This window comes from Priestia sp. RMT2NF4 (genome assembly GCF_047872835.1).
Taxonomy (GTDB): domain Bacteria; phylum Bacillota; class Bacilli; order Bacillales; family Bacillaceae_H; genus Priestia; species Priestia zanthoxyli.
On the sequence record NZ_JBLQZO010000001.1, the window covers coordinates 593,902 to 608,626 of the forward strand.

Genomic DNA, 14,725 nt, shown 5'->3' on the forward strand with positions numbered 1-14,725 from the left:
GAAGTTCCTTTATCCAAAGGTAAAAACATGTAAAACTACGATGATAATCAGAGGAGAGTACAAAATGAGCACATTAACATTAGAAAAAGTACAAACAATCAAAACATTAAACAACATTGCACAAAAAGGTCTAAATGTTTTTAATCAAGAAGGTTATCAAATTGACAACGACAGCGAAAATCCAGATGCGATTGTCGTGCGTAGCTTTAACATGCACAGCATGGCATTTGACCAAAATTTAAAAGCTATTGCACGAGCTGGAGCAGGGGTTAACAATATACCGGTGGACGCTTGCACGGAGCAAGGTATCGTTGTATTTAATACGCCAGGAGCTAATGCAAACGCAGTAAAAGAAATGGTTTTAACTACAATTATGGCTTCTTCTCGTAACTTATTTGCTGGAGTTGAATGGACAAAAGGATTAGACGGCCAAGGTGATCAAATTCCTAAGTTAGTTGAAGCAGGTAAAAAACAGTTTGTTGGAAAAGAAATCAAAGGTAAAACATTAGGCGTTATTGGTTTAGGTGCAATTGGTGCTCTTGTAGCAAACGACGCGCTTGATTTAGATATGGACGTAATTGGTTTTGATCCATTCATTTCTGTTAATACAGCTTGGAATTTGTCTCGCAACGTACAGCGTGCAATGTCTCTAGAAGAACTATTTGCAGCATCTGACTATATTACGGTTCACGTTCCATTAACGGACGATACAAAAGGTGTTTTCAATAAAGAGACGTTTAGCATCATGAAACCAGATGTTCATATTTTGAACTTCTCACGCGGTGAGCTTGTAAACGAAGAAGATATGAAAGCTGCTCTTGAAAGTGGAAAAGTTGGTCGATATATTACAGATTTCCCAAATCAAAATGTCTTGAACATGAAAAATGTTGTGCCAATTCCTCATTTAGGGGCATCAACTCAAGAATCAGAAGAAAACTGTGCGGTAATGGCAGCACGTCAAGTGAAAAATTTCTTAGAAACAGGAAACGTTAAAAATTCAGTGAACTTCCCGAATGCATCTCTTCCTTACACTGGGAAAAAACGCGTAGCTGCTTTCCATCACAACGTACCGAATATGGTAGGACAACTTACGCAAGTATTCTCAAACTACAATTTAAACATCGCAGATATGGTGAACAGAAGCCGCGGTGAATATGCGTATACAATGATCGATATTGACAATCAAGTAAGTGACGAGATTGTGCCTGAGCTAGAAGAAAAAATTGGTCAAATTGAAGGAATTATTACAAGTCGCATTATCTAATTTGGTTATCATCCTATTTTAGTGTTTCAGCCCTAACTTTTCTAAGTTAGGGCTGTTTTTACATGGTACTTATCTTCATATCATTTCCTTCATTCCCATAGCATATAGAAATACCTTTAAAGAGGTGAACGTTTTGTCAGGAGAAATGATAGGGATTTTGATAGGGTCACTCATCGCGCTGGCAGGAACTTTCATTACGTCTGTCGTAGCTATAGCGGTGTCGAAAGAGCAATACAAGCAAGAGCTTCGCAAAGCATTTATCCAAAAGAAAGTTGATGCCTATACCCATGTGTGTCAGGTTATTTTAGCTATAAAAAATGATTTACTGACAATAACCGTTTCTTCAGCCGGCTTAAACTGGACGGCTCAATCTATTAACAAACTAGCAGATGTATGTATTACGGAAGGACTGTGGATCGATGAAGAAGACAGCAAAAAGCTGGAGGTTCTGCAAAAGCAGCTTTCAAAGTTTGTATTGGATGAAATAGAACTGTCTAGACATGATATCCTCACAACCTGTTATGAAATTATTGAGTATTGTGAAAAAAAGGTAAGGATTCTTCATTTTATGACTACAAAAGAATAGGTGATTACTACTTTAAGAAGGGATAGTAGACGGATTAAAAAAGCATCGGAATATAAAGTCAAAAAACAATCCGTTTATACGCCAGCAGTCGACGAGGGCATTAGTAAGGAAAGGGCCAAGAGGAAATTTTTTTTGTAAAAGCGATAGGAAAAGATAGACTCAGTACCGGGTCTATCTTTTTGCATTTATATAAAGATTAAATATATTTATATATGCATGTGTCCAAGTATTTACAGAAAAAACTCATAAAATATAATACAAAAAGGAGATGATTGTATGTCAAATTACGAGTCGAACAAACCGTATATTAAAGCGGTGAATATACCTAATCCTTTATATCAATCGTTAAAAGGAGACTATTTTGTTGGACAAACTGAGCCTATTCGTTTCGGTGGAAATAGAAATGCTTGGGGCGGGTTAGTTAACCCTTCCGGCTCTGGAGTAGATTTATTTGTGAATGCTTTTACTATCACTAACTATTCCAACGAACCTTTTACTGCTGAAATTTGGTTTAACTCTATCCCGCCTGGAAAAGGAACAACTTCAGATAATGTGAGTCCAGCAAATACTACACTACGTTCAAAACCAAAAGGGAAAATTAAATTTGCAGAAATGGTAAAAGGCTTTCCTACTAAAGGGGTAAACGTATTTAACCGTGTTGTTCCGCCGAAAAGTACATTAGTAAGTGATGAAGACGGCAAATTTATCTTTCCAAACAACGGTTCATACGTTATTTTCTTAGTTTCTCCAGGAAATAAAGAAATTGAAGCTGAAATTGCATATGGATGGTTTGAGAAAAAACGTAAGAAGGACTGTTAACTGAATAGGTCTTAGCGATTGTATGAGAAGTGTATGAGCTATTTCATATTTAATACAGTTCTTAACAAACGGTAAGTGTTTATGAAAAGAACTTTGCAGTAGCATCCAAAGTTCTTTTTTATAGCTTGCGTTTTTTCGTTTGATTGTGGATATAACTAAAGAAAAACAAGCAAAGGTATAATTCCGATTACGCAAGCGATTTGAACGGTATTTAAAGAAGTTGAGGACTCAAGAAGCAAAGCGATAATACATAAGTAGAATGAAGTAACTTTTTTGTCCAGGATATAAGCATGCTTAACATCTCACGTTCATGTCTACATTCACATTATCTTACGTTTCAATTCATACTGGCTTCATATAAATGAATCATACTGAATGTATTAATGAAAGACACGAGGTGAAACAATGTTAAACAAGCTTTTTAGACTATTTACACAAGAAACCGAGATATCTAAAGATAAAGAAGGAGATCTCCAAGAAGAGAACGATTTTAACGAAGTTTGTGATGATCATTTTATTATAGATGAGTATTAGAAACCCTATAAAACCCTGCAAAATTTAAAGAATTGATTGAGTATATCTGTATAAACAGTAATTGTATAAGGGTCGTAAAGGTATACTTTTACGATCGATTAATATTGATAAATTACTTTTTACATGAAACAATGCGAAAAAGATGGGCACCCTAAAAGCAAAAGGAGGGGATAAAATGAGCAAAGAACCAAACGACGAAACAAGTGAAGGGCTGAATCAGCTTTTTGAAATCATTAATGCAAAAGGCGACGAGGGCGAACTTAGAGAAATTGTCAGCAGGAGCAGTGAAAAGAATAATCATAAAAATCATGGGGATCAATCGTAAAAAGAAAATAAAAAACCTCTTCATGGAAATCATGAAGAGGTCAGATGAAATAGCATTGCATCCATTCCATCCGGCAGAGTTTTAAAGTATTTTAAACTCTTGATACGACTGGTTTTATGGAACTGATGGGATTCGAACCCACGACCCCTTGTCTGCCAGACAAGTATTCTCCCACTGAACTACAGTCCCGCTTATGTAGAGTCTTTATTGCCTGTTGACTCTACTATATTTTAATACGTATGACGCACGTTCGCAATAGTTATTTTCAGTGTTTTCTAATTTCTTCATATGAATATTAACTTCTAAAAAAATCATTTACTTCTTGTTTGTACGTATTAAAAAAACTTGGAATTTGGCTTGGTTCCAATCCTTTTTCAGCGTATTTGCTGATGGACTCGTAGTACCATTTCTGTTTTTCGAATCCTCTTTTAAAACTATTCCAAATTGTATCTCCTTGCTGATCGTAGCTTTCTTTTAAAGACCGTAAATTGTCTAATTTATCTGCTACAATTAAAGATTTCACTTCAAGAGAACCAGTTTTCACAATTTGAATTGTATGCTGTTTACGTTCTTCCCAGCTTTTGGATTTGTCTTCTGTATGAGCTTCAACAATCTCCGCTACCTCTAAGCCAAATCTTTGTACAATTTCTTCGAGTGTTACACTTGTATCTTCTACAGCATCATGCAGATAAGCTGCTGCTATTACTTTTTCACTAAAACCTGCTTTTTCTAAAATATTACCTACGTTAATAGGATGAACGATATAAGGTTTATCAGACAGCTTACGCACTTGGCCGGTATGAGCATGTTCTGCATACCTACGTGCTTCTTTTATTAAAGACATCATATTCCTCCATTTTTTATATAGTATATATTCATATTATTAGTATAAACGAATATAGCTCTCCTAACGTTATGAAATTGCACAAATTCATTTCTTATAATAAGGTAAGGCTACCAAAAGCCCTTCTTATTGTACGGTTTTTTATAAAGCCTAATATCTATTTAATAGGCCTGTATCAGTTGCCATTTCCTTTTTTATTCATAGTTTGTATGAAGGAGTGATAGCAATGCAAAACCGTAATAATCAAAATATTAAGGTCATTGATGTTTCTCATCACAACGGAACAATTGATTGGGCAAAAGTGGCGTCGGATGGGGTAAAAGGCGCGTATATTAAATTAACAGAAGGTACAACCTTCTTAGATAAAAAATCATATGATAATTATATAGGAGCAAAAAATGCAGGTCTACGTGTAGGCTTTTATCACTTTGCTCATGCTGATAATGATCCTATTGCAGAAGTTAATTTCTTTTTAAATAAATTAGGCAGCATGAAGGTTGATTTGCCTCATTGCTTAGATTTGGAAGAAAATAAAGGGAAAACAAAAGCGCAGGTCACAGCCTTTGCAGTTAGATGGATGGAATATATTGAAAGGAAAACAAGCATTACGCCTATTCTTTACACCGGGTATAGTTTTATTAAATCCAATTTTACAAGCGCCGTGGCAAGATATCCGCTATGGATAGCTCGTTACAGTGGAAGTAACCGTTCCAAGGGATTTACTAATCCAGGTGATACGGCCATTTGGGATAGATGGTCTATGTTTCAATATACAGATCAAGGAAAAGTAAACGGGATTAAAGGCAATGTTGATATCAATGAAATGGATCTGGATTTCTTTAATAGTATTAACACAGGCGTGACGGTGGTGAAAAATAATCAGCCATCAGCACAATTGCAGCAAGGTGATAGCGGACTAGCTGTAAAAGAACTGCAGCAAAACTTAACTAAATTAGGATTTGAGCTTTCCCAGCAAGGAACCGATGGCCAATACGGAAATGAAACCGTTGCAGCTGTTAAAGCTTTTCAAGAAAAGTATGGATTAACGTCAACTGGAAAAGCTGATGAGAAAACATTAGCTAAAATGATGGAATTGCTTAAGGGTGTAAGTAATTCTATAGAAGAATCATTACCAAAGGTTACTTCACTCGGAGATAAATATTCTTTTCAAGTAAAAGCGAAGAAGGATATTGGAGTCTACAAGTATGCGAATGTAACAGAGAATTTCAGAACTATAAAAAAAGGCACGGTATTTAGCGTATATGGCTATACGAGTGCAGCATGGGCTGTTCCAGGCGGATTCGTGCAAATGAAAGACGTAGAACCTATCCCAGTTACAATTAAAACAGGCGGATTAAGTAAAGACATGGAAACAGAGTTTCGTGCTTTCTTAAAAAATGAAGGAATTGACAGTGAATTAAACGTACATGCAATAGGTAATCCGTCAGCTGAACTCACAGCAGCTGGACTGGATTTTGTAAAAGTTAAGCAATTTTTAGATAAAAAAGGCTGGTACTACAAGCAATAAACCCCCGCTCTGAAGAGTAGGGGTTTATTTTGAGATTTTATAAAAAAAGAAGAGCAGACATCAATTAAGTAATTAAAATATGTTCTAAATAACAAATTAGGTGATAACAAAAAAGTTTTTATGTATAGTCGACCTCTAACAGTCATATTTTTAGTCAATGGCTCATGGAGGGTGAATGAATATGAAAAATACGCAGATTCGAATTGAAACACTATCCTATCACTATGAAAGCATTATGGTGAATGATGAAGTAGAGCGTGCGATAAAAAGTATTGAAGTGACGTATCGAGCATATAAACATAACCACGTTTTAAACGGACACGTAGTACTTTCAGGAGAAGAGATTTACGATCTTCAGCAGCTGACTCACGCAGTGGCTGGGAAAATAAAAGCAGAATTAGAAACTACATAAAAAAGCGCCTTTCTTTAAATTTCAAACATTAAAGAAAGGCGCTTTTTTATATTAATTATTAATTAAACTGCAAAAAGAAGAAATTAAAGTATGTTCTAAATAAAATATATAAATAAAAAACATAGCATTTAAGAGAATTCCCTAAGCCCTACGCATTACCTTTGCATTGTGAACTTTCTCTCTTTTACTATGTGTAAGCAACACGCCGCATAACGTAATGATGCTTCCAGCAATGGAAGCTGCACTCGGGATATCTTTTAAAAGCAGCCACGCTAAGAAAAAGGACAGCGCAGGAGTTAAGTAAAGAGAGATGGCAGCCTCAGCAGAACCTATACGCGATGTCAGATAAGCGAGTACCATATAGGGAATAACGGTTGGAAATAATCCTAAATATATCACGCTTATTGCTGATCTGACAGAGATATACGCAAGTTCCGTTTCTAACCCAGGTAAAAAAACAAGCATAGAAATTGTAGCTCCCCAAATACTGTACGTCACAAAAGAAAGGAAACCATATTTTTTTAATAAATTTTTTTGACATACTATATAGAAGCTTTCTGCAAGGGCAGCTAGCAGAACCAGTAAGATTCCATTAACTGAGTGTACAAAATTCTCTTTGCTGAAGGTTAAAAGTACAATACCCGCAAAGCTTACTGCAGATCCAATCCATTTTCTTTTTCCGAACTCCTCCTGAAAAAGAAAAATAGCTAAAAGCGAAGAAAAAATAGGAGTAGTCGAGATCAGTAAACTCGCAATACCCGCACTTACCGTTTTTTCTCCAATGTTTAAGGCCGTGTGATAGACGGCAAAACCTAAAAAACCGAGAGCTAAAAGAAGTGGAATATCTTTTATGTCAGGCAAGGGCATGCGTGTGGCTATTGCAATAACTAACAGCACTACAGAAGCAATACTTAACCGAACAAAAGCGAGGTGCTGAGGAGAAAACGATTCCAGCCCTATTTGAATAACTGGAAATGCTGAAGCCCATAAGCTAATCATCAGTATATGTAAGAACACCAGACTAAACGTTAATTTCATACCTATTCATCTCCATTTTTCATTTTGAATCCAACCAGTATCTATTGTGGTTCCCATGTTAATAAACATTTGATAAAATGTCTTCAACCAGTTTAAAAGCAATTAACCCAACCACTTTAAAAACAGGAGTACGTGTATGAATCAAGAGAACAGTTCGAGTTATCCAAAATACAAGCAAATCATTGATTTTATGAAAGAGAAAATTGCGCGTGGAGAATGGCCGATTGGAAGTAAAATTCCTAGTCAGCGAAAGCTTGCTGCTATGTTTGATGTTAACCGAAGTACGGTCATCACCGCATTAGAGGAATTAACAGCGGACGGTTTAATTGAAGGTAAGATGGGAAAGGGAACCATCGTTATAAATAATACGTGGACACTTTTGGCTACAACTCCGCCCGATTGGGATGTTCATGTGAAATCAGGCATGCATCATCCGAGTCAAGCAATGGTACAAGATATTAATGAATCCGAATTTAACTCAAACCTTATTCAATTAAGCAAAGGAGAGCTTTCACCTGACATATTTCCTAAAAACAAAATGAAATACGCCGTAGAAAAAGTAGCAGAAAATATGGAGGTTCTAGGATACGAAGAACCAAAGGGGTATTTTCCTTTACGAAAAGAATTAAGTGCATATATGAAAACAATAGGGATTGAATCTTCTCCAGATTCTATTTTAATTGTTTCCGGCGCTCTTCAAGCTCTTCAGCTTATTTCAATTGGACTGCTGCAAAGAAACTCTTCGGTTTTGCTCGAAAAACCTTCTTATCTATATTCCTTACATGTATTTCAATCAGCCGGAATGAAACTCAAAGGCCTTGCTATGGATGAGGAAGGAATAAAAGTAACAGCTATAAAACGCGCCGACCCTCAAGAAGGGCAAGCTATTTTATATACAAATCCATGTTTCCATAACCCAACGGGAACATTAATGTCACAAAATAGGCGTTACGATTTGTTGAAAGGATGTGAGGAACATCAGCTTCCTATTATTGAAGATGATTTATACCGCGAATTATGGCTAGATAAACAGCCTCCGCTGCCATTAAAAGCTTTAGATAAAAATGGACACGTGTTATATGTTAGCAGTCTTTCTAAAACACTAAGCCCGGGATTACGGATCGGATGGATAGTCGGCCCAGAACCAGTCATTGAGCGTTTGGCGGATATTAAAATGCAAACAGATTATGGATCTAGCTCATTATCTCAAAGAGTAGCAGCAGAATGGTTTAAAAATGGCTTATATCAACAGCATATGGAAACTGTACGAACGGAATTGCGAACAAGAAGAAAAGTGATGCTGAATGCTTTGGAAACATACGCAGGAGATATAGCAACATGGACGAATCCTGAAGGAGGCTTTTTTATATGGGTGCATATTCAACCTTCTATTTTAATGAAATCTTTATACTCTCGTGCTTTAAAAAGAGGGATATTGCTTAACTCTGGAAGTATTTATGCACAAGAAACCGGCAGTTATCTTCGGCTTTCTTACGCCTATGCCTCTTTACCAGATATCGATAGAAGCATTAAAATTCTTGCTGAACTGATTCGGGAATTGCAAGTATAGTAAAAAAAGGAATAGTGGATTACCCACTATTCCTTTTTATTTGTATCAAACTATTCTTCTTATAAAAAACATCAAGTAACAACTGACTATATATTACCATCTATAAATACGTGTTATTTTTTATGGAAAAAATAAGTTAATAAAACTTTTAATTGACTTTCTGTACGTTTTACATGTAAATCGTGAATGGTTTTAACTACGTAATCATTATCAAACATTTCCAACACCTCAATTATTGTTAAGTTTCCTGTTTGTTATAGTTTATGAAATCAGCAGACGCATATCATCGGCTATCAGCTGTAACTTTACGGTTTATCTTTTACAACTAAAGGCTGAAACGTACGCTCATGATTGAACGCACGAATAACAGGATATGCAAAAAAATGAAAAGTGTGCACGTTTTGTTTTAAAAAAGCTATATCTTTAAAAAAAGAAAATTGTCACACACATTTATGAATATGTATCTACTAAGTAAGAAGACTTTTTTAGTTGGTGGGATTGAAGGTGAAAAAGATGGATGAATTATTTAAAGATCTTGATCTGTACAGAACGCAAGAAGAAATGAAACAGTATTTTGAACATACGCAGCAAATGATTCATCAAAACAAAGAGTATATAAAATTAGCCAGACTTAAAAAAGGGCGTTTCAAAAAGTTTTTTGAAGAGTTTTATCCGCTTTATTGCTTCAGCCAATCTTCTTATTGTCCGAGGAATTCAAAATTGAAGCTTATTATTGGAAGTCAAGGATACGACGGATTAATTATTCAGCCGGATGGTACTGAAAAACGAATTGAAATTACTTCTTACAAAGATGGGAAACTGGAATTTGAAGATGCACAGAGGGTCAATTCAGGAAATTTTGCTCTACCCCGTATCCAGACGGAAGGTTCTGTGGAAGAGTATATAGAAAAAGTGCTAGAGAACATTCAAAAAAAGAGCAAAAAAGATTATAGTGGCGCATCCATTTTATTTGTTGTACACACGTTTCATTATTTTGAAGCCTATGGAAAAAGTTCAGCTGCCTTTATTCGTACCTTAAAAAAAGAAATGAAGAATACAGATTTTCGAGCGGATGAAATTTATTTATTGGAATTAAATCAGCCAGAAAGTGAAAGTGTTAAGCAAAACATTCATTTCATTAAATAAGAAGACACGCTGTAGATGTTGAGGTGTGTCTTCTTTTCTGATAACAGTAGAACTTAATGCAGGTGGATAATTTTGAAAATTACAACAATTAAGTGCTATAATTCAAGTATGAATATGCATTCAGAGGAGGAAAACCAATGGATTTAGCTTATAGAGAGAAAGCGTATGAATATGCCAAAAGATTCGAATCTAGCTATGACGATTATGATGAACGCTATAAGGTGCACAATAATCCGACGGTATGGCGATTTATGCCGCTGGCTGATTTTCAAGATTTACTAGAAACCAATGCGCTTTTTTTCGCAAAACCTGATGCATTTTCAGACCCCCTTGAAGGATGCTCTTCGATGTGGAACATAGAAGAGTTAAGAAAAAAAGGCGAACGTCATAACCGTACCTCTAGAACCTATATAAGAAAAATCCATGAATTTTCTGCTGTTTCATCCTGGCATATCAATGATTACGAAGCCGCTGGAATGTGGGATCTATATTTAAAGGGGAATGATGGCGTAGCTATTAAAACAACCTATGAAAATTTATTATGCAGTATTAAAGATTTACGCTATAAAATCTTCTCTGGAAAAGTGCAGTACATAGACTTCCAAAAAGAAATGATCAGCCACTCTGTATATGAAACATTATTTTACAAGCGCAAATCCTACCAGCATGAAAATGAACTGAGGCTTGTTATTGTAGCAAGTCGTATACACGCTTGGAAGCTGCAAAAGCTATTCGAAATTCAAGGTATTTCCGCAAATCAATGGCAAAAACGAATGGATATCCTCGAAAAAAGATCGTATGAGTTTTCTCACGAGCATGGCAACCTCCTTACATGTAATTTACATCAGCTTATCAACGATATTTACGTATCGCCAAGAAGCGCTCAAAGCTGTGTAGATGAGGTGAAATCTCTTACTAAGAAACACGGTCTCGCTTATAAAAAGGTTATTCAGTCTGACTTGTATAAGGACTATATTTACTAAATGCTAGCGAAGTACACAAAAGCTTAATCAAAACATGATTAAGCTTTTCGTGTTACACGTTTTATATTCCCATACATTTCCTCATATAAAATAAAACAAACCTTCAAAGCCTATATATACATATTAGACGAATCAGGAGTACAGTATGGTTAAAAAAATGCTGTTTATTTTAGTATGCGGGCTTTGTTTGTGTTTGTTTTTTCAATGGGACGTAAAAAAAGGCTATAACGCTTATGTTCGCGTACATCCGCTTATCGAAACGCCTGTTTACCAAGGAAAGATAGCGCTGTATACACAAGGAAGTAATTTATATCCTACTTTATTTGAGGATATTAAAAAAGCAAAAAAGTACGTGTACATTCAATTTTTTATTATTCGAGCGGACAACATCAGCATGAAGCTATTTGAGCTATTGAAAGAGAAAGCAGCTGAAGGGGTAAAGGTTAAACTTTCTGTAGATCGTTTTGGAGGAAACGATCTCTCCCGAACACTCATAGATGATCTTAAGAAAAATGGAGTTGAGTTTACCTTTAGTCGAAAAGCAAGCAGGCAGCACTTTTTTTATAGCATTAATCATCGAAATCATCGAAAGTTTGTCGTAGTAGATGGCCAAGAAGCCTATCTCGGAGGTTTTAATATAGGAGAAGAATACTTAGGGAAGCATAAAAAATTGGGCTATTGGCGTGATTACCACTTGCGAATTAAAGGAGAAGGTATTTTTGAAATTGAAAAGCAATTTTTGAAAGATTGGGAAGAAGACACGGGACAACATATATCTCCTCAGCGAGTTCCTATCGCTCGCTCTCACGGAGCAAACTATCAGCTATTGTTTTCAACTGGAGAAGAACTTGAGCAAAAGATGATTGATCTAATCAACCGTGCCAAAGTAAAGCTTACCATTGCTACCCCTTATTTTATTCCAAGTGAACATTTAATGAATGCACTTATTTCAGCAAAAGAAAAAGGCGTTTTAATCGATATTATACTTCCGGACAATACTGATGCGTGGTTCACTAAACCGCCTAGTTACCCTAAAACAGAGCAACTATTAAACAAAGGTATTCGAATTTTCTTATATAAAAAGGGGTTTTTTCACGGAAAAGTAATGGTCATCGATCATACGATTGCCAATATTAGCACAGCCAACTGGGATCCCCGAAGTTTTTATTTAAATGATGAAGCGAGCTATCTTATTTATGATCGCGAGATGATTGCACACATAGAACGAGAAATTAATGAAGATAAAACAAACAGCCGCAGATTAACCAAAACAGTAATAGATGAAATCCCTAAATGGGAACGTTCTCTTAAAAAAACACCGGAATGGATTTATTATTATTTTTGAAAAAATACCGGAATGGATTTATTATTATTTTTGAAAAAATACCCAAATCAAGTTTTAATCATTTTTCCCCGGGTATATATTCTATGTAAGGCCAATACAGGAAAGGAGAGACTGTACACATGCATTGTTTTACAGCGACTTCAAGAAACGTATTGAGCACCTTAGAAGGAAGATTTGCTTTAATTACAAAAGGAACATTGGTAAACAATCGTTATACTAAGTGCTAGGCTGTCTAATTCAGACAGAATACTCGACTATTCTATTCAAACATAACATTCAGTATAAAAAAGAAGATGCGTGCTAAGCGCATCTTCTTTTTTGTTGACTCTATTTTCTCTCTCTTTTGTACTTCGTCTTATTTTTACGCATAAAATAATAAAAAGGAGGGGGTTATGCTGTTTGATTATGAACGGGAGTTAACGATTGACCGAAAAGATGCTACTCAAAAGACTGCAGCGACTAATGCTGAGACTTATAAAAAAATAGACTGGGAACAAGTGAAATCAGAACAAAATCTTGCGGATGACCAAGCCCTTGTACGCGTACCTTTTCCGCTGATTTTCAAAAAAAATCAGCTGTATCCTGTATGGGATTTAAGAAAGTACGCTTTTTTATTTGAACAATCTACACCTGCTACTGTCCACCCTAAACTGTGGGAACAAGGAAAATTAAATGTACAAGCCGGTTTATATCAAGTAACTGAAAACATCTTTCAAGTAAGAGGCTTTGATATGGCTAATATTACATTTGTTAAAGGGAAAACGGGGTGGATTGTTATTGATTGCTTAACATCCAAAGAAACGGCAGAAAAAGCGCTTGAACTAGTAAACCAGCAGTGCGGTAAGCGTCCTGTTAGAGCTGTTATCTTCTCTCATTCGCATATAGATCATTACGGCGGAGTTCTAGGGATATTCCCTGACTCAACACAAAATAAAACTAGTAAAGTTTATGCTCCTGCTGGATTTATGGATGCGGTTATTGATGAAAACGTCACGGCGGCAACAGCAATGACACGAAGAAGTCAATACATGTACGGTATTCGACTGCGACGCGATGAAAAAGGCTTAATTGACAACGGCATCGGAAAAGAAATTTCATTTGGAACAATCACGCTTATTAAAGGAATAGAAGAAATTCACCCTTCCGAACATCATTCTTATGTAAGTAAGAAAATTGACGGCGTCTCATTTCAGTTTCAGCTTACGCCAGGGACGGAGGCGCCTGCTGAAATGAACATCTATATTCCTAGTGAAAAGGCTCTTTGTATTGCAGAAAACTGTACGGCCACTCAGCACAACCTCTATACCCTTAGAGGAGCAAAAGTAAGAGACGCAGCAGCGTGGGCAAAATACTTGCAGCAAGCAATCGATTTATTTGGCCAAGAACTAACAACTGTATTTGGGGTACATAATTGGCCAAGGTTCGGAAACGAGTCGTGCATCACATATATCGAAAATCAACGAGATGTTTATCAATATATTCATGACCAAACATTAAGGCTGATGAATCAAGGCTATACCATCGACCACGTCGGCCGAATGATGAAGCTACCGGAAACCCTATCTCACGAGTGGTATACAAACGGCTTTTATGGAACGGTTAACCATAACGCAAAAGCGGTTTATCAGCGCTATATGGGCTGGTATAACAGCAATCCTGTAGATTTAAATAAACTGTTTCCTGAAGAGTCAGCTAAGAAATATGTAGAGTATATGGGCGGAGCGGACAACATTGTCCAAAAAGCACAGCGCTGTTTTCAACAAGGCGACTATCAATGGGTAGCTGAAGTGACCAAACAAGTTATTTACGCTGATCCTCACCATGTGAAGGCAAAACTTTTATGCGCAGACGCGCTTGAACAATTAGGGTATATAGCTGAATCTGGTCCTTGGCGAAATGAATATTTAACAGGAGCCAAAGAACTTCGTTTAGGTAATATACCGCTGCCAGTCAACATTATTACAAAAGAAGTATGGGATACACTTCCTTTGAAAAATATTTTAGAACTATTTAGCATTCGCGTAGATGGATTAAAGGCGGGCGCATGTAACTATCGTATATTGTTTGTGATACCCGATCGTAATGAAGTAGCTCTCACAGAACTTAAGCATGGAATCTTTAGGTATCTTGGAGATACGCGAAAGAAAGCTGAGGTGACGGTAACGATGTGGCAAGATACCTTATACCGGCTAACAACTACAAATGATCACTCTTATAGCTCGGTCATATTTGTTCAAGGAGATAAATCAAAATGGGATTTCTTTTTGTCTTGTCAGGATTCTATTGATCCAAACTTTAATATTGTGACACCTGTTTCTAAAAAATAGAGTA

13 protein-coding genes and 1 tRNA gene are annotated in these 14,725 nt (G+C 36.2%); 11 read left to right on the forward strand and 3 right to left on the reverse strand.

Going from position 1 to position 14,725, the window contains the following annotated elements; all coding sequences use genetic code 11:
* Positions 1 to 64: 64 nt before the first annotated feature.
* From ACMX9J_RS02950 to ACMX9J_RS02965, 4 genes are all read left to right on the forward strand, one after another.
* On the forward strand, positions 65 to 1,264 hold the full coding sequence (locus ACMX9J_RS02950; protein WP_013057119.1) for a phosphoglycerate dehydrogenase: 1,200 nt from the start codon (positions 65 to 67) through the stop codon (positions 1,262 to 1,264).
* A gap of 124 nt (positions 1,265 to 1,388) precedes the next feature.
* Positions 1,389 to 1,850, forward strand: coding sequence for a hypothetical protein (locus ACMX9J_RS02955; RefSeq protein ID WP_416225399.1), 462 nt, complete (start codon positions 1,389 to 1,391; stop codon positions 1,848 to 1,850).
* Positions 1,851 to 2,126: 276 nt separating this feature from the next.
* The gene (locus ACMX9J_RS02960) at positions 2,127 to 2,669 is read left to right on the forward strand and encodes a DUF6143 family protein (protein ID WP_033579020.1); all 543 of its coding nucleotides are present in this window, start codon (positions 2,127 to 2,129) and stop codon (positions 2,667 to 2,669) included.
* A 709-nt stretch (positions 2,670 to 3,378) separates the two neighbouring features.
* On the forward strand, positions 3,379 to 3,528 hold the full coding sequence (locus ACMX9J_RS02965; protein ID WP_182029678.1) for a hypothetical protein: 150 nt from the start codon (positions 3,379 to 3,381) through the stop codon (positions 3,526 to 3,528).
* 117 nt (positions 3,529 to 3,645) lie between these two features.
* On the opposite strand, the gene ACMX9J_RS02970 is transcribed toward ACMX9J_RS02965, so the two are convergent.
* Positions 3,646 to 3,717 (reverse strand) — tRNA-Ala (locus ACMX9J_RS02970).
* Positions 3,718 to 3,823: 106 nt separating this feature from the next.
* Positions 3,824 to 4,372 carry an HD domain-containing protein gene (locus ACMX9J_RS02975; protein ID WP_034266266.1) on the reverse strand — a complete coding sequence of 183 codons (549 nt, stop codon included), beginning with the start codon at positions 4,370 to 4,372 and terminating at the stop codon, positions 3,824 to 3,826.
* Between the two features lie 226 nt (positions 4,373 to 4,598).
* On the opposite strand from ACMX9J_RS02975, the gene ACMX9J_RS02980 reads away from it, so the two are divergent.
* Positions 4,599 to 5,900 (forward strand): GH25 family lysozyme, encoded by a 1,302-nt coding sequence (locus ACMX9J_RS02980; RefSeq protein WP_034266269.1) that lies wholly within the window; start codon positions 4,599 to 4,601, stop codon positions 5,898 to 5,900.
* A gap of 181 nt (positions 5,901 to 6,081) precedes the next feature.
* A complete protein-coding gene (locus ACMX9J_RS02985; protein ID WP_016764194.1) occupies positions 6,082 to 6,312 on the forward strand; it encodes a hypothetical protein in 231 nt (76 codons plus the stop codon).
* 141 nt (positions 6,313 to 6,453) lie between these two features.
* On the opposite strand, the gene ACMX9J_RS02990 is transcribed toward ACMX9J_RS02985, so the two are convergent.
* Positions 6,454 to 7,350, reverse strand: coding sequence for a DMT family transporter (locus ACMX9J_RS02990; RefSeq protein WP_416225400.1), 897 nt, complete (start codon positions 7,348 to 7,350; stop codon positions 6,454 to 6,456).
* Positions 7,351 to 7,486: 136 nt separating this feature from the next.
* Between ACMX9J_RS02990 and ACMX9J_RS02995 the strand changes: the two genes are divergently transcribed.
* From ACMX9J_RS02995 to ACMX9J_RS03015, 5 genes are all read left to right on the forward strand, one after another.
* Complete coding sequence (locus ACMX9J_RS02995) at positions 7,487 to 8,920, forward strand: PLP-dependent aminotransferase family protein (RefSeq protein ID WP_416225401.1); 1,434 nt, start codon at positions 7,487 to 7,489, stop codon at positions 8,918 to 8,920.
* A 513-nt stretch (positions 8,921 to 9,433) separates the two neighbouring features.
* The gene (locus ACMX9J_RS03000) at positions 9,434 to 10,066 is read left to right on the forward strand and encodes a hypothetical protein (RefSeq protein ID WP_034266280.1); all 633 of its coding nucleotides are present in this window, start codon (positions 9,434 to 9,436) and stop codon (positions 10,064 to 10,066) included.
* A gap of 137 nt (positions 10,067 to 10,203) precedes the next feature.
* On the forward strand, positions 10,204 to 11,049 hold the full coding sequence (locus ACMX9J_RS03005; protein WP_416225402.1) for a DUF2971 domain-containing protein: 846 nt from the start codon (positions 10,204 to 10,206) through the stop codon (positions 11,047 to 11,049).
* A gap of 145 nt (positions 11,050 to 11,194) precedes the next feature.
* Positions 11,195 to 12,394, forward strand: a complete 1,200-nt coding sequence (locus ACMX9J_RS03010) for a phospholipase D-like domain-containing protein (RefSeq protein WP_416225403.1) — start codon at positions 11,195 to 11,197, stop codon at positions 12,392 to 12,394.
* Between the two features lie 392 nt (positions 12,395 to 12,786).
* Positions 12,787 to 14,721, forward strand: coding sequence for an alkyl/aryl-sulfatase (locus ACMX9J_RS03015; protein WP_416225404.1), 1,935 nt, complete (start codon positions 12,787 to 12,789; stop codon positions 14,719 to 14,721).
* Positions 14,722 to 14,725 lie beyond the last annotated feature (4 nt).